This window comes from Glaciecola nitratireducens FR1064 (genome assembly GCF_000226565.1).
Lineage (GTDB): Bacteria > Pseudomonadota > Gammaproteobacteria > Enterobacterales > Alteromonadaceae > Glaciecola > Glaciecola nitratireducens.
Genome location: NC_016041.1, coordinates 4,064,144 through 4,085,489, shown reverse-complemented (window position 1 = coordinate 4,085,489; position 21,346 = coordinate 4,064,144). Strand labels below are relative to the sequence as shown.

Here is a 21,346-nt window from a genome sequence, read left to right as displayed (position 1 = left end):
AAAGGCGTTGCACTTCAGTGACAGTATAAATATGTAGGCTAACTAGGTATTGTAATGATGCCGATTTAATCTTCAAAATGAGCAGAGTAATATGATGACTCGCAGGCCAAACATTGACTATTTTTTAACGAAGTCACTAAAAAATGTGATGTTGTGCTCATGTGTCTTAGTACTTGCTGCTTGTGGTGGTGAAAATATAACAGGCGAAGAACAAGCACCGGACCCAGTTGTTATTGACGTTCCCATTGCGGTTATTAAGCGCGATTTAAGTATTGAAGATGCCGATATGCAGCGTTCTATTACTGAACCTTCGCTATTTATTCCCGGCGCTTCATTAATACTAAAGGCACGCGCGAATGCAAGTGCCGTGGAAGTTGATATAAGCGCAAGCGCATTTACTGATCGACTTGATGACGAAGGTAATCGCCTCCCCATTGATATTAAAGATTTAGAAAGTTCCTACGATGGCTCTCGCCTTATTTTTAGCATGCGTGCTCCGGCAGATGAAGATGCCGATGACAATGAACAACCCACTTGGAATATTTGGGAATACATTGTTGAAACACAGGAGTTACGCCGCGTTATTTCCTCTGACATCGTAGCTGAAACTGGTGAAGATACAGGTCCTGTCTATTTGGCAGATGGTCGCATCTTATTTAGTTCAACACGCCAGCGCGGTAACCAAGCTCGATTGCTGGATGAGGGTAAGCCTCAATACGCAGGCTTAGAAGAAGGCCGAGACGTACATGCCTCTGTGCTTCACGTAATGGATGCAAATGGCGAGAATATTGAGCAAATTTCGTATAACCAAAGTCACGACCTCGATCCTTTAGTCATGCCTAATGGAAAAATTATATTCAGTCGTTGGGACCAATTTGGGGGGAGCAAGGGTGTCCACCTCTATCAAATGAATCCAGATGGCAGTGATCTGGAAATATTATACGGTCGTCATAGCCATATCGATTCTGAGGGCAACAACGCTGATATTCACTTTACGCAAACCCGTGTTACGCCTGATAATCGCATCCTGGTTGCGCTTACGCCTTTTGAAAAAGAAGAGTTAGGAACTGATTTTGTTGCGATTGATGTGGCTAATTACATTGATAACTTTACGCCCATCGCATCCGCAAATTCGTTAACCGGCCCAGCACAAGAAAAAGCGCTATTTGAGAATATTGATATAGAAGTTGAGATTTCGCCGGGGGGTTATATTGCTGCCCTGTATCCTTTATTTGATGGCAGTGGTCGCCAGTTGTTTAGTTGGAGCCAGTGCCGTTTATTAGCACCACTGCCTGAAAACTCGGCGGATGACGCTGCGCCTTCAGTCGTGCCGTGTAGCGCAGAGAGTCTAGTGGACCCTACTTATGAGAAAGCGCCGCCGCTATATGGTTTGTGGATGTTTGATCCAGCCGAAGGCACACAGCTTCCTTTAGTTGTGCCACAAGAAAATGTGTCTTACTCAGAAGTGGTTGCGCTTGAAAGTCGTCCATTTCCAGCTAACCCTTCATCGACTATTGATACTAGCAAGACAGCATTAATCGATGCCAATATGGGCGTTATTCATATTCGCAGCGTGTATGATTTTGCCGGAGATGATTTGAGTCCTCAGGGTATCGTAAATATGGCAGACCCAACTGTAGTTGCAGTCGAACAACGACCCGCTCGCTTCCTGAGAATCATAAAAAGTGTATCTCTTCCGGATGAAGATACTTTGGATATCGAAAATGAAGCATTTGGGCGTTCAAGAAACCAGTTAATGCGTGAAGTGCTAGGGTATACGCCGATCCAACCTGACGGCTCAGTGAAAGTTGCCGTGCCCGCGAAAGTCCCTTTCGGTATCAGTATTGTTGATGCGCAAGGCAGACGTATTTCTGCACGCCATGAGAATTGGCTACAGGTTGCGCCTGGAGAAACCAAAACATGTAACGGTTGCCACGACGGCAGCAATAATTCGGCTATTACACTGCAACCGCACGGCAGAGCGGATGCTGAATATGCCTCCATCAACACAGGCGCGCCAAGTACAGGCGTTCCGTTTCCGAATACTAATCCTGTGCTTTTCGCTGATTTAGGCGAAACTATGGCTGAAACGTTTACTCGTATTAATGGCGTACCTGACTTAACGCTCGATATTTTGTTTGAAGACGTGTGGTCTGATCCTGCTGTGCAAATCCCGGCGGATAATATTGAATATCGCTATGCTGATTTGCAAACAAGCCTGCCTATTACACAAAGTTGTGCGCAAAACTGGACGTCAATTTGCCGGGCCGTGATTAATTTTCCAGACCATATTCAACCCTTATTTGAACTCGACCGTTCAACGCTTGATGCCGAGGGAATGGTGGTCGCGGACAACACCTGTATAGCTTGCCATAATCGTTTTGATGCTGAAAATCAACTGCAAGTGCCTGTCGCGCAACTAGAATTAACTGGTAATCCGTCGCCAGTCAATGCAGACTTGTTAACGAGTTACCGCGAACTCATGTTTAATGATGTTGAATTGGAATTAGTTGATGGTGCGCTATTGCCACGACTAGTGCTTGTTTTCGATAATAACGGTAATCCCGTATATGAGCTCGATGAAGAAGGTGAACCTATTCTTGATCCAGAAGGCAACCCAATTCAGGTAACACAGCAAGTTGGTGTGGGTAGTACAATGAGCGTCAATGGTGCGCGCAGTAGCGCAGGTTTTTTTGCACCATTTGAAACCGGTAGTCACCAAGGTTGGTTGAGTCCAGCCGAATTGAAAATGATAAGCGAATGGCTCGATGTCGGTGGCCAAAACTACAATAACCCATTTGATGCACCAACAAATTAATGAAATTAAACACCTACTTTTTATTCGTCGTTGTTATTGTCTTTGTCTTATTTAGCCAGTCAGCTAAGGGCGAGTATCTTCTGGTTAATATTGTTGAACCCTACGTTGATTTCCGAACAGGTCCCGCTAGCGAATATCCTATTTTTCACGTTGCTGAGCAAGGTGAAAGCATCACCATACTGAAAAAGAAAACCGGCTGGTACAAAGCGATCACTCAAAAAGGCCAAGAAGGCTGGGTGTCAGCTGAACAGCTTGGTAAAACGTTGAAACCTAATGGTGAACAACTTTATGTGCCCACAGGTAGTTTTGAAGACTACACCAATAGAACTTTTGAAGTCAGTGCGTTTGGCGGTTTACTGGAGAGTGTAAATGCCCTCTCGGTAGCAGCTGCATGGAACGTTACTGGTAACTTAATCGCTGAAGCAACTTATACTCAAGCACTCGGCGATTTCTCTGAAAACAAATTATGGTCAATTCGATTGCAGCACCATACGTTCCCTGAGTGGAAAGTAAGTCCTTACTTGACGATAGGCGCTGGCGGCATTAATACTCGTCCTCGCTCCAACCTAGTACAAAGTGGCGACGAAGTTCGCAAGAGTGATTTTTACGAAGTGGGTGCAGGCCTGCGTTATCACTTTGCGCGTAACACCCTTATTAAACTTGAGTACCGAAATATTATTGCGTTGACTGATCGCGATGAGCAAGAGCGAATTGAAGAGTTTAGGTTAGGCTTTTCTGTATTTTTTTAGTGGGTCAAATGCGTTTCGAAAAACATTTCGAACGCAAGAATTACTGCAAAAAAAGACTAGAAAGACAGTTACATGAAATAAAAAATTGATGGGCGGTAGCGAACAGTATCGTATAAGCACGAACCCCATACTATGGTGAAATGAATGAAAGTTAATAAGAATGTAATATTAAGCGTATTGGCCGTATTGAATATTGTGTTATTCAACGGTTCGGCGTTTGCGCAAGGCTCGTTAATAGAAAGTGCTTTTGCAAAGAAAGCGGCAAACCCGATGCAAGAAAACACAGAACAGCCTCCCGCATTGATCGACCCAAATATAGAACGCCGTGAAATTAGTGAGTCCGATATTGATACCGAAGATATCGAAATAGGTATTTTTGGCGGATTTATTAGCATTGAAGATTTTGAGTCAAGCGAGCTTATTGGTGTGTCCTTGGCTTATCATATTAATGAGAACTTATTCCTTGAAGCTCGCTACGCCCAAGCTACTGCAGGGCAAACTAGTTTCGAAAAACTGTCGGGCGGTGCGCCCTTTTTAACCGATGATGAACGTGACTATACGTATTATAACTTATCACTAGGTTACAACATCAATGGTGAAACCTTCTTCACAGATAACTTAGTCTTTAACTCAGATTTTTACTTCACCTTGGGCGCCGGAAGCACAAATTTTGGTGGTGACGAGCGTTTTACGGTAAGTGCGGGTGCAGGCTATCGACTGCTATTGACCGATTTTTGGGCATTGAAAGTAGACGTGCGCGATCACGTTTTCACCAGTGACATTATCGGCGTTGAAAAGGACGTGCATAACTTAGCGATTACGCTGGGGACAACGTTCTTCTTTTAAATAACGAGACCATATAATGACAGACATAAATACGACTTTAGCAACAATAAAATCAGTAAAAAATATATCAGCCGTGGGTCTGCGTCAGTATTTAGTAACAAGCGTTGCCGCTATCGCTCTGAGTTTCGCCAGCGTTGCCGCCATAGCAAAACCGACATCGGGTGAAAAGTCGCCAGACTTCACTTTAAAAAGCCGAGACGGTGGAAACATCAAATTATCAGAGCAGCGCGGTAACATAGTCCTGGTAAATTTTTGGGCTTCATGGTGTGGTCCTTGTCGCGAAGAGCTTCCAGCATTTGAAGAACTATATCAAGAATACCAAGACATGGGTGTAGAGATACTAGCGGTAAATGTGGACGATGAAGCGGAAAAAGCCAACGTACTGTTGCAAGATATTGAGGTAAGTTTTCCAGTATTGTTCGACACTTCGGGCGACGTCAGTCAGCTCTATGACGTCAGCGCGATGCCCACGACGGTGTTAGTTGATCGTGACGGCAACGTGCGTTTGATCCATCCAGGTTATCGCTCGGGTGACGAAAAGAAATATGAAAAAGCCATTAAAATGTTAATGCGGGAGTAGTGCTAATGAAATTATTCAATAAAGCCTCTGTTCGATTATTACTTGTGTGCTGCGTCGCTACATTAGGCAGTGGTTGCGCAAGTACCTTTGAAAGCATCAATCCACTGGCTAATCTCGAGCCTTGGGTCAAGCCTTATGAGCGCAGCAATCTAGCCGATCCGATTATGAGCATGAATCGCAACCCAGTCGCTTTGGCATATGCGAAGCACGTGTTTGAATCACGTGAAGGTGCGCGCGGTGCTGACGGTGGTGCAGGTGGTGGTTGTGGCTGTAACTAAACGTCAGGCTGCTAAGGCCATTCGACAAAAACTGAATTCGCTCAAGGTTACCTTATGCACCTTGGGTCTCGTCGTCAGCACATTATTTATTGGTGCTGCTAAGGGCGCTGTTTTGCCGATTGAACGCGCTGACGTGCTGTATCATTCCTACGAAGGCGACGGTGTGACTATTGACGGCCCTTCAGTGTTGCTGCGTAAAAATATAGGCGGCAAAGTGTCGGTATCAGCAAACTATTATGTTGATACGGTTTCTGGCGCGTCAATCGATGTGCGAGCAACGGCAAGTCCTTACGAAGAAGTACGCAAAGAAAAAACCGTTGGCGTTGATTACCTTAATAACAAAACCTTGTTAAGTACGAGTTTCACCAACAGCAGTGAAAACGACTTTGAAGCAAATTCGGTTTATGTGGGTATTAGCCAAGACTTTTTTGGCGACTTAAGCACTATTTCCCTGAGTTATTCGAAAGGTTGGGATGTTGTCGGTCGCCGCGGTGATGAAAGCTTTGAGGAAGAAGCGGATCGTCAAAAATACGGCTTAGGCTTTAGCCAAGTGGCGACAAAAAGCTTAATTGTTGGTTTCAATATTGAACACATTTCAGATGAAGGTTATTTAAATAACCCCTATCGCTCTGTGCGTTTTTTGGATGCTAGCACCGATCGTGGATTTAGTTTTGCGACGGAAAAATATCCGAATACCCGCTCTAGTACCGCTTACTCTATAAACGCAAATTATTATCTGCCTTATCGCGCTGCGATTTATGGTGATGCAAGAACATATAGTGACACTTGGGGCATAAAAGCACAAAACTTCAAGGTAGGCTATATTCATCCAATTAAAGACGATTGGATTTTTGAAGTTTTTGTACGTCATTATAAGCAAGATAAAGCTGATTTTTATCAAGATTTATTTAGTCGCCCCGATGAATTTAACTTCATGGCGCGCGACAAAGAAATGAGCTCATATACAGGCCTAACAGCCGGTATTAGTGTGGCTTACGAATGGCAATTCTCTCAAACCGCTACTTTCAAAAAGAGCGCGGTGCATTTTGAATGGGATTACATGAAATTTGATTACGATGACTTCAGAGATGCCACAGCAGAAGCGCCTGTGGGTGAAGAGCCATTGTTTGGATTCTCGGCAAATGTGTTACGCATCTTTGCATCAATTTGGTACTAGATATGACAATTACAAATGTATCGGGCGCTACAGCTCCTAGCCTACACAGCACTGCACGGGTGGTCGCTGTGCCGATCTTTAAGAATGTATTGGTGCAGGCTGGTTTAGCTATCGTTTTGCTGGTTACAGCGACGATATTTACAACGGCGTCAAACCCCGCACACGCGCAAGAAGCCGACAACAATCAACAAACACCAGCATTATCTGAGGTTAAAAACGAATCGCCGGTTCCTGATAGTGATCTAGCTGCTGAAATGGAAACGCTAAAGCAAGCACTGGTTAATTTGAATCGTGATTTGTTTATTTTGGAAGAAGACTTATTGTTTCCATCAAGCACTCAGGTTGCGGTTTACTTATCCATGGACGTGGGTGAGTACTTCAAACTTGATGCCGTTGAATTAAAAATTGACGGTAAATTAGCCACAAATTATTTGTATACCGATCGTCAAGTGAATGCTTTATACAAAGGCGGAGTACAACGCTTGTTCGTTGGTAATATAAACCAGGGTAGCAGAGAACTAACCGCTTTCTTCATCGGCACAGGTCCAGAAAATAGACCTTACAAACGAGCGGTGACTTTGGAATTCGAAAAAGATGACGAAGCCGCCACGGTAGAACTTAAAATTGTTGATTCGACGTCAAAGCAACAACCTACTTTCTCAGCCACATTACTTTAGGTCGCATTGCTTTTGTTAATAAATCAATTCAAGGCCACTAAATTTGTTTGTGTTGCCATCGTTTCGGTAGCACTCAACGGCTGCGTTTCAACATCAGAGCCGCCTGCAGTTGCTGAAGATACACGCAGCGCTGAACAAATTTTAGCGCAAAAACGCCAAGACCTTGCCTTTGGTCAGGTGGTTTACAGTTATTTTCAAGACGCACCGGATCAAACGCTGCTACAGGGGGCACTTACGCGCCTGAACCAAGAGACCGCGCAAACACCTTATTCAAATGAAAACCAAGACAGACTAGACCTAATGAAAGGTGCTGTGAGCCTGCAACTAGGTATGACGCAACAAGCTGAAAGTATTTTTAGACGCCTATTAGCGCAATCAGCTGATCCTTATATTCAAGCAAATACATGGTTTTGGCTGGCTAAGTCAAGCTTTGCACAAAAGCGCAGAGGCGTGAGCGAACGCGCGTATGCCGCAATTCTCGAAAATGATTTAGAAGATGAATTAAGTGAAGAGTATTGGGAAGAGCTTATCTACCAAGTTAGTCATGAACGCATGAGCAATGGCGGTGATTGGGAAACACTCGCGGAAGAATTAAACAGCGATTCTATTTATCAAACCTACCTCATCGCAAATCAAGCGGTTATACAGCACAACCAACAGGATTATGACGCTGCGAGCGACGCGTTTATTGCTGCGAAATTACAGCTTAATGACACGCCAGCTGAAAAATCAATACAAGAAGACGTCAGCGCAAGCTGGTGGTCTTGGTTTAACTGGTTTGGAAACGGTTTGACCGATAGCCAGGAAGAGCGTGCATTTTTAGAACGTAATGCGTTATTTGACCGCTTAAACTATGGTTTAGGCGTGACATTGTTGGAACAAAAAGATTACACAAATGCGCTTATAGCACTTAAGTTGATTGGCCGTGAGTCGCTGCACGCCGAGCAAGCAATGTTGACCTACGGTTGGACGCTTGCAAAGGAGAACAGATGGCCTTTGGCAATGGCAGCTTGGCAATATTTACGTGACAATAGTCAAGGCATTTACGCAATGCAGGCAAGTCACGGTTTAGCTTATGGCTATGAGCAACAGGGAGCTTTGGCCGAGGCTTTCCATTCGCTGCGAGATTCTTCTCGGCAACTGGATTCCGCAATTGCCTCGTTGAGCGAATTCGGTTTAAAGGTTGAGCAGGCCGATTTTTTGGATACTGTGGCTAATGGGAATTGGCCAATTGAACATCGCGATCTGCACGTGTTGTTACTGAGTGGCGATGAACAAATTGATAGCGCATACCTTCTTGAAGTTCGACGCCAAGCCAAACAGCTGCTGAATACGCTGGATGACAATTTGGTGCAAATTGACAGTATGTATCGGCTACTGGATGAACGCGAACAAGCTTTTTCGCGTCGAGTGAATGCTCTATCGCTTACCGATGCGCAGGCAATATTGGATAGCACCGAGACACGCATCCAGAGTTTTGAAGCTGCGCTAAATTCAGACCAGATATCTGACAAGTTGTTCGCAACCAGTGAGCAAGTATCGGCTATGGAGCGTTTAGAGAAGGCCGAGCAAAGAATTGAACGGATCAATGCCGAGCGAGCGCGCAAGTTACCTAAAAAATATGCGCAGCGTGTTGCTCGCTTGAAAGGATTGCTGCAGTGGGAATTATCGGAGGCTTTTCCAGAAACTCGTTGGCAACATCAAAAACAGTTATCAAAGCTGAAAGTTGCGTACGCGGATGCCAATGAACAATATCAACGTCTTAAAAAGCTGCAGAGTGATACCCAAATAATTGCTGAACAGCGCGCGCGTGTCGACGCTATGGCCTTAAGCGCAAAAGCTGACTATGCACGCACCAAAATCCTAGTTGATTCAATAACCCGACGTTTAACTGAGTTCCTACAAGTCAACATGGCCTTGAGAATGCAAGAATTGTCGGAACAGCAGGTGGCTACAAGGCTCGCGATCATTCGTATACAAGATTTAGCGCAACCGGGAAGTGGTCGATAAGATGAAAAAAATCCTTATACTTTCTCTTTCTATCGTGCTGACCAGCTGCAGTATGTTTAGCGCTGAAGAAGAAACGTCGATAATTAACGAAGGTATCAGTAACCGACCTACTTTAGCGGAGCTGGATCTTCAGCCTTTAAAAGTTGAACCCTCAATTGCGCCTCGACTTTCACTCAAGGAAACTCGCGATGAATATGCGGCGTTATTGCCGTTTTTAAAAGATGAAAAGCAGCGTCAACAGGTGTCATTTAGACTAGCTGATATTGAAATGCAGCTCGCCGAAAAAGCGCAAGAGGAAGGTATTCCATTGGAGGCTTTGCAGGCTAGCAAGCCAAACAACAATAGCGTTGTCGGTTCAACAGTCAGCAGCACCGCTGCAGGTATTGGCCAACTGCAGCCCGCAAGTTATTTCAATCAAGCTATTTCGCGTTACCGAGAAGTATTAGCGCAGCAGGCTCAGCTTGTTGCACAAGCCGACTTATTGTCTGATGACCCTGCAATAGTCGCGGATGCGAAACGCACAGAAACAAAGTACATGGACGCAATGTATCAACTGTCGCGGGCCCTTGATTTAGATGGTAAACCAGACGAGTCAGTTGAGATAGCACAACGTTTTCTAGCCACATTTCCGACCGACACTAACGCCGTAACAAACTATCATATTGAACTGTATTTTCGTATTGGTGAATACTATTTTAATCGACAAAAATACGATAAGGCCGTAGTTAACTATGGCCAAGTGCTCGCATTGTCGGAACAAACAGCCAACATAGCGTCGAATAACTTTTATGGAATTTCCGCGTACATGCAGGGTTGGAGCTACTTTAAGCAAGAAGAACATGGCAGTGCGTTGGTGTCATTTTCTAAAATGCTAGATGAAACCTTAGATCAAAATAGCTACACACAATCACACATTAAAATAAGCACACTGCCTTTAGGTCAGCAAAAACTAGTGCAGGATACGCTTCGTATAATGGCGCTGCTGTTCTCTTACCAAGGCAACGGCGAAGCAATTAAAGACTTTTTTATCGTCAACGGTCAGCGAGCTTACGAAAATCTTATTTACGAAGAGCTCGCGCAGCAGCATTTGAACGATGGTCGGTATAAAGATAGCGCTGATACTCTGCTCGTTTTTGCGAATACCTATCCTCAGCATGAGCGTGCGGTCGAGTTCTATGTAAAGCACATTGACGCTTACATCCTAGGAAACTTCCCGCCATTGGTATTAGAAGGTAAGCAGAGTTTTGTCGAAGCTTATGGCGTTGATGGGCCTCATTATTCGGGACTTCAAAGCTTGATTGGCTTACAAACAGCTTCGTACTTAAGACAGTATCTAAAAGAACTGGCACAAAACGAACATAGCATTGCCCAAACTGTTGAGAATATGCTCGCATCGAATGCTGAATTGCTTGATGGCGAGACGGCGGAAGGGGCTTTTGTAGGATCGTCGATATCTGATGCTCAGAGTGCTTCTTGGAGCACGGCGTCAGTCAGTGACTTAAATAATATTAAACAAACCGCTTTTGAAAATGCTGCAGGCTATTACGACCAGTTTATTCGTACTTTTTCACCAGATGACGAAGTGCCACAAATGCGCTTTTATCTCGCTGAAGCTTTAAGTTCTGCGAATAAATTCAACCTAGCTATTGAAAGCTTTGAAATTTATGCGTATCAAGATATTCCTAACCCATTAGCCAGCGAGGCAGCGTATGCAGCGTTATTGTTGTTTGAAAAGTTAAGCGAAAATGCGCTTAACCGCGATGCTGACTTTAAGCAAAAGTTAGAAACCAGAAAGATGTTCAGCCAACGCTTGTTTGTTAATACATTTGCTGCCGACTCGCGTACCGTAAATGTGGCGCAGTCACTCATGCAACGTTTGTTTGAACAGCAACAATATCGAGATGCCATGGAGTGGAGTGACTGGCTGCTGTCCAGCGATAAACTCAAGGGCTTGGCCTACGCTGAAGCAAATCTGCCCCAAGCAAGCTTAGTTGATAAGCACATTGCGGTGCACGATGTCAGCGCCGAGGCTTTAATTTCAGCCAGATTAGTTTTCGCGCACGGTAATTTCGCGTTGGAAAATTATCAAGTTGCACAAGCTGGTTATGAAACATTGTTAAACATCCTTCCAGCAGACGATGAGCGTGTTCAAGAGTTGACGAATCGCTTAGCCGCCACCTTTTTCCAACAGTCAGAACAGTTGTTAGCCAGAGCAAAAGTAAAGCAAACCTTAGATGCGCCCCTACCTGAAGGTAGAGACTTTGCGCAGCTAAGTGAAACCCAGCGCTTGGCTATGCTGGAAAGTGTGGCCCTACTGCGACGCATTCTTCAGGAGACGCCATCTTCAACCTTCAGAGCAGCTGCACAATATGATGCAGCTACGTACCTACTAGCGCTTGAAGATTTTAGCCAAGCACTGCCCCTGCTGCTTGATTTTCAAACTCGTTTCGCAAACAACCCATTAACGAAGACTATCCCTGGAAAGCTGTTGCTAGCTTATGAAAAGTCGGAACAATGGCAGCCAGCCGCAGCATTATTAATGGCTCAGCATCAGGCTCAACCTGATACTGAATTAGGTAGAGAGTCTCTTTATGTGGCGGCGGATTATTACTTAAAAGCAGGCGACAAAGAAACATCGTTAAACACCTACAGAAGCTACGCTCATCGCTATCCGAGACCGCTAGCCGATGCAAATGAAGCGCACTTTAAACTGACCGAATTTTACAGTGAAAGAGGGGATGCAACGAAGCGTCGTTTCTGGCTTAACAAGCTGATTGAAGCAGATCAAAAAGCAGGCAGTGAACGCTCAGCTCGCTCTCGTTATTTAGCCGCAATGGCATCAATGGTATTTGCCACCGACGCCGATACTGCATATCAGAAAATTAAACTCACCTTACCATTGAACAAGAGTCTGCAGCGTAAGCAAAATGCCCTTAAAAATGCCATTTCTCGATATGATGGCGTTATGGCATATGGCATCGCTGAATACACGACACAAGCAAATTATTCATTGGCTAATTTGTACTCGGTATTGGCAAAAGACTTGATGGAATCGAGCCGTCCAAATGGGCTTTCTGCACTAGAGTTAGACCAGTATGAGTTGTTATTAGAAGAACAAGCCTTTCCGTTTGAGGAAACCTCAATTACCTTGCATGAAAACAATGCTAAACGCGCCCACGGTGGTTTATACGACGACTGGGTAAAAGAGAGCTTGAAGAAACTCGAAAACTTATTGCCCGTGCGTTACCGCAAACCGGAACAAATTCAGGAGTTGAGCGCTAATGATTTTGAATAATACCAAATTACGGCTTTTGGCTGTTATGGTTGTTCTTTCTGCTAGCTTGTCGGGTTGTTCGAGTATGCCTACCTTCCCCGTCTTTTCGAGCGGGGAAGATGAGAAAACACAAACGAATGAAACGTCACCTAGTGTGACAGCGCAATCAGAAGAAAGTGGCGTTGAGACTGAAGGTCTTAAAGGGGCAACGCCGCCCGTTCCACTTACAGCCGAGGAGCTAGAAGAACAAGCGCTTGCAGCTAAGGCGCGGGCCTTAATGGGCACCATGAATGCTTTTAAATTGGACAAAGAAAAACAAGCGAAACTCAATTCAGGTCAGTTACGCGATGTGCAAAGTGCGATTACTCAACTCGCTAATGGAGAACCAGATCTAGCGCTAGTTGCTGTGCAGCGGGTTCTTGACGACCCTGATTTTATTGCATCACCGAACACCGCAGTGTGGGTTTTGCGCGGTGATGTTTATCGTGGGAAGGAGCAAAACGAAAAAGCGATAGTTGACTATGAAACGGCCCTCAAGCTAGTGGGCAGTAATTACCACGCGCACAATCGACTTGGGCTGATATATCGCAATGCCGGTAAATTTAACTTAGCCAAAGCTCACTACACACAGGCAATAGATGCATGGCCTGGAAACGCGGATAGTTATCGAAATCGAGGTATTTTATACGACCTATATGTCGGCGATAAAGCTGCAGCACTAGACGATTACAAGATATATAAAGCTTTGCTTGATTTCCAAATTCAAAGTGTTGAAGCCGCGCCAAAATCGTTGGTGAAGGAGCAAAAGCTGACTAGTCAGTGGATACTAGATATCGAGCGCCAAATAAAAACCCTCGAGCGGGAGCAAGCGAATGGATAATTCTCTATTACTAAAAGCTACTTGTCAGAAATTGACGTTTCAAACACTCATCATACAAAGAAAACCAATAGTGAAGCGTTTTGCCGCGCTTAGCGTGCTTTTATTTTGCGCACACACTCAGTTATATGCTCAAGTTCCTGCAGCGCAAGCTCAAGAGTTAACACAAAAGCCAGTACAAGAAACAGTGCAAGAACAAACCCCATTAGACATAACCGTCGCATCTGACGGAAATGCTTCCGCTACAGACGATATTTTGCGCTTAGAAGAAACCATCCGTGGAAATAAAGAGCAGCCAAAGGTATTGTCAATTGTACCTTGGCAATTACCTTTGTATCAGCGTATCGATCGAAATGAACAACGATGGGCGCCCGTTAAAACTAAGCTTAAACCTATGGAAAGAAACAGTTTTTTAAAGGAAATAAAACTTCTTAAAGGGATTCAAAATAACCAGGCTAGTATGAAGGCCGAAACATCAATTAATTGATTGGGTATAAATTCAACAACAGGTAGATGTTTCACAATACATAATATTAAAACGTATTCGAATAGACTACTAACAACCTATTTTTTAGCGCTCAACTGCTGTGTTCATCCTGAACTATTGAGACTAGATTACTAAATAATTACTATTTTAAAGAGGATATCATGGATACTATCGTTCGCTTTTTCCAAGAAGGGGGCTCGTTTATGTTCCCTATCTCAATTGTATTAGCTATAGGACTGGCTATTGCGCTGGAACGGTATTGGTTTTTGGGTGCGGCAAAACGCACCAATAAGAAGGCATTCCGTGAAATCGAGCCTTTGTTAGCGAGCTCAAACTTCGACAGAATTATTCAAGTAACGCAGAACAGCACAGCGCCGATTGCACGTGTTATTGGTGCCGGTATTACACGCTTAGGCGTTAGTCCGCGGCGTGAAGATATTGAATATGCAATGGAAGAAGGATTGATGGAAACCATTCCTCGTCTCGAAAAACGCACACAGTATTTGGGTATGCTAGCAAATATTTCTACGCTGCTTGGTCTACTCGGTACGATTATCGGTTTGATCGCCGCATTCTCCGCGGTTGCAAACGCAGATCCATCAGAGAAAGCGAGCTTGCTGTCACAAAGTATCTCCGTGGCGATGAACACGACTGCATTCGGTCTAATAGCTGCAATTCCATTACTGTTACTACATTCTCTGTTGAATACAAAAACGGCTGAAATTGTGGACAGCATGGAAATGGCAGGCGTGAAATGTTTAAACACGCTGATTGCTAAAGAGAATTTAGGCCCTAAAACGCGCCATTCAGACGAGTAGGAAGACTTCCCATGATTGGACGACGCCACGGGCGTAACGCCAAGAAAGAAGACGCTGAATTAGACATCACCTCTTTCATGAACTTGATGATTGTACTGGTGCCTGTTTTGTTAATGATGATGGTGTTCTCAAGAATTACAGTTGTGGAGCTAAGGCTCCCCGGCATTGAGGCACTTGGGGCTGATGAATCTGTTGAAGATCAACGCTTGGAGATTTTGGTTTCTGATGAGTCATTAAACATCTTTTTTCCACAGGGTTATTTGGTAAAAACAATTACCAAAATACCTGCTGTGGATGACGACGGCGAGCCTCTTGTTTCCACTGGCGCAGAACCTGCTTTGCAGCACGACTTTACAGGCTTGCAGAATACCTTGAAGTTAGTGAAGCAAACACTTTTAGCCAAGGCAGTAGATAAAAAAGACATTATCTTAATGCTGCCCGATAGTACCGACTATCAAACCATTATTAGCTTGATTGATGCAACGCGCTCTTATAAAGACGTGGTCGCAGCATCGGTTGTTGATGCTGAACTTTTTCCGGAAGTGTCGCTAGCAGAAGCGCCAGCGCGATACGAACTGAAAAATGCGGGGGGTGCTGAATGAAGAAGTCAGCCCGAGCTAAACGAATGGATCGCAACCACAAACGCGGCACCACTAAGCTTAGTCTAGTGTCGCTGATGGATATTTTTACTATCTTGGTTTTCTTCCTGATGCTTAACGCTTCAGATGTGCAGGTATTGCAGCGTGACGACTCGGTAGAATTACCCAAGTCGACCGTAAAAACACCGGCCAAAGAAACCTTGTTATTGATGATCAACGCCAACAATATTTTACTGCAAGGTAAACCCGTTGCCAAAACAGCGGATTTGTATGCGCAACAAGATTATACAATTCAAGCATTAAAAGAAGAGCTGCTTTACCAAGCGTCTCGCACCGTGAGAACGCCAGTAAAATCAACAGATGACAATACTGAAGACCTTGGCGACGACGATCCTGGTTTATCGATCACCATAATGGGTGATAAGTCGGTGCCGTATGAAATTCTTAAAAAAATCATGCAAACCAGTGCTGAAGCTGGGTACACCAATATTGCACTTGCAGTAGAGAACCAACTGGAAGCGAATAGCGATATTGCGCCTGCTGATGCAGAGGCTGACGTTAACGTCGATGGTGATGGCTCATGAGTACCTCTAACTTGTCATCAACGTATTTTCATTCTCAGCTTCCTTGGGAAAGCAGTAGCAAAGAAAATACGATATTTACGGGCATTACTATTTTTGTATTGCTCTGTACTTTGGCTATTGCGATTTTTGTGAAAATAACTGAATTACCAGAGGTGCCGAGAGCTGAACGTGAGCAGTTGCCGCCCCAGTTGGCAAAGGTCATCAAGGCGAAAGAGCCTCCTCCACCACCAAAAGTGATTGAGCCAGAACCTAAACCAGAGCCCGTGCTTGAACCTGAAAAGCCAAAGGAGGAGCCTAAGCCTGAGCCGAAGCCAGAACCAAAACCTGAGCCTAAGCCCGAGCCTAAACCCGAGCCTAAACCGAAGCCCAAACCCAAGCCGAAAGAACCAACGCTGGAAGAAAAGACCAAGCAGGCGCGTGAATCAGCTAAAAGTAAAGGCGTATTGGCATTACAAGACCAGCTTGCGAGTATGCGAGAGGCCGCTAATTTGAATAATTTAGCCAATACTGAGCAAACTCAAGGTGGTGGACAAACCGACACATCTCAGCGCAAAATTTTGGGCAGAGAAACGAATAAAACCAGTGGTGGTATTAAGCTGGGAAGTTTAAGTTCAGACGTTGGTGCTGCTGGTGAGCTTGAAGGGCGTCGGAATACGGAATTTGTTGCCGCTGAAATGGGTGAAGCGTCATTGGCTACTCAGCAACGCATTGAAGAAACACAAGAAGTGATTGGTAGCCGCGACTTGGATAGTATTAGGCAAACCTTAGATGCCAACAAAGGCGCTGTGTATTCTTTATATCGTCGTGCGTTGCGTCAAGATCCGTCTATCGAAGGCAAGCTAACAGTGCGCCTAACCATTGAGCCTGACGGGACATTATCATCAGTGAAATTGATTAACAGCGAATTAGAAGCCCCCGACTTAGTCGAGAAATTGATAGGCAGAATAGGATTAATTAACTTTGGGGCTCAAAATGTCACCACAACTGAGTTAGAATACGCGTTTAATTTCTTACCTTTTTAATTAACGCTAGGTTGTGTGCCGATATGAGTGACAAAGAAAGCGATAAGCAGCGCGACATAAAATGCGATAAAACACCAAAGGTTGAGGCGGATGACGCTTCAACCTTTTCTGCCTCAACTAAACCCCGTGATAATGCAGTTGATGCCGAAGCTGAGGGCCTAGTGGGCAAAAACATAGAAGAAGCTGCACCTGTCGATAACGATGCATCTCAAGCAGCGAACTCGCCGAGTAGCAGTATGACCAACATTGCCCCTGAAACTAAACCGACTCAAGCAAATAACCCACTACACGGCGTTAAGCTGCAGACTATTGTTGAGGAGTTAGAGGCTGAATATAGTTGGGATGGTTTAGCCTATCGTATCAACATTAATTGCTTTAAATCTGATGCTTCTGTGAAGAGTAGCCTAAAATTTTTACGCAGAACTCCTTGGGCTCGTGAAAAAGTAGAGCGGCTTTATTTAAAAACATTTCACAAGAAGTATCGCCCGGAGTCATATTAAGCATGAAGGCACCCTGTTTGCTCTTTAAGATGGCTATTACACTCTTTGCTATTTTCATTATTGCTGCTTGCGGCTCAACCGGTAATCAAGCAACTGAGTCTGTTGGTGCAAATAAAGCGCTAACTGCCTCAAAGACCGAAAAAAATGACGGCAAGCGTGACGATAAACAGCAAATTCTTAACTACGATAAAGCAGACAATGATTACATCGCGCTTGTGGCTAAATTCAAACGCGAAGAAGGCTCGAACCTCGACTTCGATGCGATTGTTCGAATTTATCCACTCACTTCGAATTACAGTCCCTATGCGAACGTGGAACAAGCACAAAAGCTGCTCGCATTTGAAAGTATGGAACAACAAAATTGGGAAGCTTGCTTAACAGCAACCTCGTTAATATTGGAAGAGAACTACACAAGCCTAACTGGGCACTATGGGGCTATGGTCTGTCACAGCGAGCTAGGCCAAAGTGACCTGAGTCAGTATCATAATGTTATGTTGGATGGCTTCATGGACGCTATATGGCGCTCTGGCGATGGCAAAACACCTGCGACAGCATTTTATATTACTAGCAGCAACGATCTGTATGCGTTTGTGCAACTGAACGGCTTAATGACCACAAGCCAGTCGCTAGTTTATTACGAGCAAAGGCCGATTGACGCGATTCAAGTTGAAGATCCTCAAACTATGCAAGAAAGCACGTGGTACTTTGACGTTACCGCTCAATTTCGCCGCGGTATTTTTGACGACATCGAAAGCCGTCAATAGCAGTTTGTCCAGTTACTCTTCGCAAGGATGAAGGAAGATATAGTTGGGAGGTCCTTGCCTCCGCAAGGATGACGGACGATGTGTCAATGACCTTAGGTATTTAGCGTTTGCGCACGGGTTTGTACTGGGTTGAACAGTAACCACGGCTGACGTCGGGGCTTCGGAGTTTTAGATGCTTTGTTTTGCGCCCGCTCACCCTCGCACGCCAATTGTTGAACGTTTTACGCTTAATATTGCGGCGCATAATTTCGATGACTTCTGGCTCACCTACTCCGAATAGTCTCTCTATCGCTTCAAAAGGAGTACGGTCTTCCCAGGCCATCTCAATAATGCGTGAGGTTTCCTCTTCGGTGAACTGATTCATTTTTTGCTTAAAGTTTGTTTTCATGGTGTTTATTACTGTGTTTGTGATGGTTTGGATTCATTGAATACCCGCTTGATGCAGTTTACCTAGCGGATTTACGGAGGTGATAAAGCCACTGAGGTGTTACCACTAAGAAAATAAGTAAGATGAAAGGCGCTAATATTGATGCAGAAACGCTGAATAACATGTAACTCATAACGTATCCATGCTCCGGATATTCTTTGGCGTAAGAAACCAGCATTTTTTCGCCTGTGTTAAGCATTCCCATAGCAGAATAAGCGTGTGAATTTACTAAAATCCAGTAGGGTTGGTCATTTACCGCGTACTCAACTAGTATCTCGTGACGCTCTGGCGTTCTATCTGAAGCCGTGTAATAACTCGGTCTATCACGTGCTACGGTATACTCAACAATTTCACCATAAGTGCTTTGTCCGAATAAATACGCTGATATTGCGTTGTAACTGAGCGCGGCGAATACTAGCAAACACAATAGGCCAATTAGCATGCTGATGCTGAGTTCTTTTAGCTTATTTCTTTGCTGCATAGGAATTCCCTTAATCCTTTGGTTTGCTAGTAAAGCACGCATTAAATGAATGTTCTAGCAAATTAATAGCAGGCTTATCGCTTATGTAAATTAGACCGATTTTGTTTAGTCTAAGCCGTTGTCAGCGTTCATTGTCTTTTGCTAATCGTTTTTCATTTACCATATTTAGCAGCTCACCAGCGGCCACGGCATCCGACATTGCTCTGTGATGGCGCTGCATATCAATGCCAAAATGCTTGGTAAGGTTGGCCAACGAATACGAAGATAAGCCTTTGTAGTGCTTGCGCATTTCTCTTACCGTACACAGCTTTGGTCGGCGATAGTGTCGCTCTAGTCGGTTAAATTCCTCTTTGATAAAGCCGTAATCGAAATTAACGTTGTGTGCCACGAATACACAGCCATCGGTGAATTCATCGATATCATCGGCCACTTCCGCAAACAGTGGCGCATCGGCAACCATGTCGTTGTCGATACCCGTTAATGAGGTAATATTATGCGGAATGCGTCGCTCAGGATTAATTAGCGATTGCCATTCGGCAACAACTTCGCCGCCGATCATTTTAACTATTCCTACTTCTGTAATACGATGATGTTGTGCTCGCCCGCCGGTGGTTTCAATATCAATCACAGCGTATGGCTGAAGAGGGTCGATAGTCCAAGTTACATTGGTAATTCGCACATCAAAACCCAAGCTTTGCAGCTTTTGAATGCTGAGCAACTGATTGCGTCGAAGTTGATCACCTTCAGATTTCACCTCTTCAAAACGCAGTTTATCGTTTTCAATCAGCATTAGGTCTGGAAATCCGTCGCTTAAATTTTTCCAGTCTTGTGTCATCGCTTTCAATAAAGCCAACATGGCATCGAGCTTACTATGATTAATCAAGAGTATAAGGCGTTCTAATATGTTCTTTCGCCATCTAAAAACAATATTGCCTTGGCCGTAGTACTTGGCTGCGGACATAGATAGCTGCTGAATTAGAGTCGCCTTTGTATCCGTAGTGCTTAAGCGAGCTTCAATTTGCTCTGAAGCGAACTCATAGAACTGGTTGGTTTTTAGAGATGTTGGAACATGCTCAAACTCGTTGCTGAGTCCTAGGCCATCTAGCTCATAGATTTCACGCCAAAAGTACAGTCCGAAAAGTGCTCGCCAAATTTCGTTTTCGGTTCGAAATGCACGGCATTCTCGCTGCTCATAATAAGCTACTACACCGCGTTCGACAGCGCCCTTGTGCATTTCATCGATTTGGATAGTTTGGCTGTTTTCACGCAGCATATCGGTTAACACACTCGTGCGTTTTTTGTGATATTTACGTGCTAAAAAGTCTTCAGCGAAAGCCAATAAATCTTCTGATAGAGGGGACTGTATAATGCGCTCTAGTTCAGTCTCTACCTGTTCTGTTAAGCCAAGTTTGTAGGCTTCTCGTACCCATTTTTCTTGTGCGGCGTCAGTGTTTATGGATTTTAAAAGTTGAACAGCATAGGCTGCGTCGAGGCTCAGCAGTTCACTTGCTAATAAAAACTGTAGTTTTGCGTCTAAATCAAGCGCTTTGGCTCCAATTGCCTCAGGCAGATTGCTTATGTGGGACAATATGAAAACGTGTTTTTCGGATTGTCCATTGTCAGGATTGAGTGCAGTGCCTGAAGAGGAATATGCCTGTATTATTTGCTCTTCAACGACCACAGGCGTTGGCTCTTCCACTACATTTGCAGCGCTGCTTAACAAAGGAAGTTGAATGCGTATTTCATTGAGCAGAGAGTGCAGAGAAAATGCTGATTTAGCGCTTTCTATGTCTGCAAATCTAGCCATGACTTGAGCTTGTTCTTTGCGTGTGCGCATTACACCAAGATCGCGCATCGAAAATTGATTCAATTTTGAGTGAAAATTGCCAAAATATAAATACAGGAAATAGCTGATGTGTTTATCAAAACTTCCTTGCCAATAGCTTTTTGCAAGCTCAGTTTTGACGATGTCTTTGCTGCTAGCCCCAGTTAAAAGGCAGTCAATTAGCGCTGCTTTTGCTTGTGATTTCTTGTAAACCAACTGATTAGAACTGGCGTTGCTGTGCGCCTTTACATCATCGATTATTTGAATGATCTCGTCTTTTGTCAGGTGCTCAACAAATGCAGCCGCGTTTTTTGGTTTGAGGGGGGAAAACCATTCTGCGTGAAATAGAAAATCGAAATTATCAGCGATGTTTTCAATTTCTTCATAAATATAAGAAGCGGGTTTAACGAAAATTGACTTGCGATTAATGAAGCGCACAATTAAGCACTTTTGAGGCTTGGAAAGTGACATGAATCTTTCTATGAATAGCCTGTCGTTGGAGTCTAATAAGCTCTCACAGGGGCCAGTCACAAATTTTAAAAACTCATGAAAG

General features: G+C 44.3%; 20 protein-coding genes. 17 read left to right on the top strand and 3 right to left on the bottom strand.

What is annotated here, in order from left to right:
• Window positions 1-91 precede the first annotated feature (91 nt).
• The 17 genes from GNIT_RS17310 (at window position 92) to GNIT_RS17230 (ending at window position 18,060) form a co-directional block, all read left to right on the top strand.
• Window positions 92-2,818 (top strand): HzsA-related protein, encoded by a 2,727-nt coding sequence (locus tag GNIT_RS17310; RefSeq protein WP_014110623.1) that lies wholly within the window; start codon window positions 92-94, stop codon window positions 2,816-2,818.
• Window positions 2,818-3,567, top strand: coding sequence for an SH3 domain-containing protein (locus GNIT_RS17305; protein WP_014110622.1), 750 nt, complete (start codon window positions 2,818-2,820; stop codon window positions 3,565-3,567). Before GNIT_RS17310 ends, GNIT_RS17305 begins: the two co-directional genes overlap by 1 nt.
• A 144-nt stretch (window positions 3,568-3,711) precedes the next feature.
• Window positions 3,712-4,413: an outer membrane beta-barrel domain-containing protein gene (locus tag GNIT_RS17300; RefSeq protein ID WP_014110621.1), complete on the top strand. Its 702-nt coding sequence runs from the start codon at window positions 3,712-3,714 to the stop codon at window positions 4,411-4,413.
• A 16-nt stretch (window positions 4,414-4,429) separates the two neighbouring features.
• Window positions 4,430-4,993 carry a TlpA disulfide reductase family protein gene (locus GNIT_RS17295; protein WP_014110620.1) on the top strand — a complete coding sequence of 188 codons (564 nt, stop codon included), beginning with the start codon at window positions 4,430-4,432 and terminating at the stop codon, window positions 4,991-4,993.
• A 5-nt stretch (window positions 4,994-4,998) separates the two neighbouring features.
• Entirely contained in the window at window positions 4,999-5,271 is a 273-nt protein-coding gene (locus tag GNIT_RS17290; protein WP_014110619.1) for a DUF4266 domain-containing protein, read from the top strand.
• Entirely contained in the window at window positions 5,258-6,448 is a 1,191-nt protein-coding gene (locus GNIT_RS17285) for a DUF3570 domain-containing protein (protein WP_014110618.1), read from the top strand. The genes GNIT_RS17290 and GNIT_RS17285 overlap by 14 nt, the downstream gene beginning before the upstream one ends.
• 2 nt (window positions 6,449-6,450) lie before the next feature.
• Entirely contained in the window at window positions 6,451-7,125 is a 675-nt protein-coding gene (locus GNIT_RS17280; protein ID WP_014110617.1) for a hypothetical protein, read from the top strand.
• A gap of 12 nt (window positions 7,126-7,137) precedes the next feature.
• On the top strand, window positions 7,138-9,135 hold the full coding sequence (locus GNIT_RS17275; RefSeq protein ID WP_014110616.1) for an FAD-binding oxidoreductase/lyase: 1,998 nt from the start codon (window positions 7,138-7,140) through the stop codon (window positions 9,133-9,135).
• Between the two features lies 1 nt (window position 9,136).
• Window positions 9,137-12,430: a tetratricopeptide repeat protein gene (locus GNIT_RS17270; RefSeq protein WP_014110615.1), complete on the top strand. Its 3,294-nt coding sequence runs from the start codon at window positions 9,137-9,139 to the stop codon at window positions 12,428-12,430.
• Window positions 12,417-13,289, top strand: a complete 873-nt coding sequence (locus GNIT_RS17265; protein ID WP_041246501.1) for a tetratricopeptide repeat protein — start codon at window positions 12,417-12,419, stop codon at window positions 13,287-13,289. The genes GNIT_RS17270 and GNIT_RS17265 overlap by 14 nt, the downstream gene beginning before the upstream one ends.
• Window positions 13,282-13,773 carry a hypothetical protein gene (locus GNIT_RS17260; RefSeq protein WP_083822468.1) on the top strand — a complete coding sequence of 164 codons (492 nt, stop codon included), beginning with the start codon at window positions 13,282-13,284 and terminating at the stop codon, window positions 13,771-13,773. The genes GNIT_RS17265 and GNIT_RS17260 overlap by 8 nt, the downstream gene beginning before the upstream one ends.
• A gap of 161 nt (window positions 13,774-13,934) precedes the next feature.
• A complete protein-coding gene (locus GNIT_RS17255; RefSeq protein ID WP_014110612.1) occupies window positions 13,935-14,591 on the top strand; it encodes a MotA/TolQ/ExbB proton channel family protein in 657 nt (218 codons plus the stop codon).
• An 11-nt stretch (window positions 14,592-14,602) separates the two neighbouring features.
• Entirely contained in the window at window positions 14,603-15,193 is a 591-nt protein-coding gene (locus tag GNIT_RS17250; RefSeq protein ID WP_014110611.1) for an ExbD/TolR family protein, read from the top strand.
• Complete coding sequence (locus GNIT_RS17245; RefSeq protein ID WP_014110610.1) at window positions 15,190-15,774, top strand: ExbD/TolR family protein; 585 nt, start codon at window positions 15,190-15,192, stop codon at window positions 15,772-15,774. The genes GNIT_RS17250 and GNIT_RS17245 overlap by 4 nt, the downstream gene beginning before the upstream one ends.
• Complete coding sequence (locus GNIT_RS18130) at window positions 15,771-16,796, top strand: AgmX/PglI C-terminal domain-containing protein (RefSeq protein WP_041246500.1); 1,026 nt, start codon at window positions 15,771-15,773, stop codon at window positions 16,794-16,796. The genes GNIT_RS17245 and GNIT_RS18130 overlap by 4 nt, the downstream gene beginning before the upstream one ends.
• A 23-nt stretch (window positions 16,797-16,819) precedes the next feature.
• A complete protein-coding gene (locus GNIT_RS18560) occupies window positions 16,820-17,296 on the top strand; it encodes a VF530 family protein (RefSeq protein WP_014110607.1) in 477 nt (158 codons plus the stop codon).
• Between the two features lie 17 nt (window positions 17,297-17,313).
• Window positions 17,314-18,060, top strand: a complete 747-nt coding sequence (locus GNIT_RS17230; RefSeq protein WP_238526918.1) for a DUF4919 domain-containing protein — start codon at window positions 17,314-17,316, stop codon at window positions 18,058-18,060.
• Between the two features lie 100 nt (window positions 18,061-18,160).
• Here the strand turns inward: GNIT_RS17230 and GNIT_RS17225 are convergent, their stop codons facing one another.
• From GNIT_RS17225 to GNIT_RS17215, 3 genes are all read right to left on the bottom strand, one after another.
• A complete protein-coding gene (locus GNIT_RS17225; protein ID WP_238526917.1) occupies window positions 18,161-18,448 on the bottom strand; it encodes a TIGR03643 family protein in 288 nt (95 codons plus the stop codon).
• A 58-nt stretch (window positions 18,449-18,506) separates the two neighbouring features.
• A complete protein-coding gene (locus GNIT_RS17220) occupies window positions 18,507-18,968 on the bottom strand; it encodes a hypothetical protein (protein ID WP_014110605.1) in 462 nt (153 codons plus the stop codon).
• Window positions 18,969-19,089: 121 nt separating this feature from the next.
• Window positions 19,090-21,324, bottom strand: coding sequence for an exonuclease domain-containing protein (locus GNIT_RS17215; protein ID WP_337999074.1), 2,235 nt, complete (start codon window positions 21,322-21,324; stop codon window positions 19,090-19,092).
• Window positions 21,325-21,346: the final 22 nt, after the last annotated feature.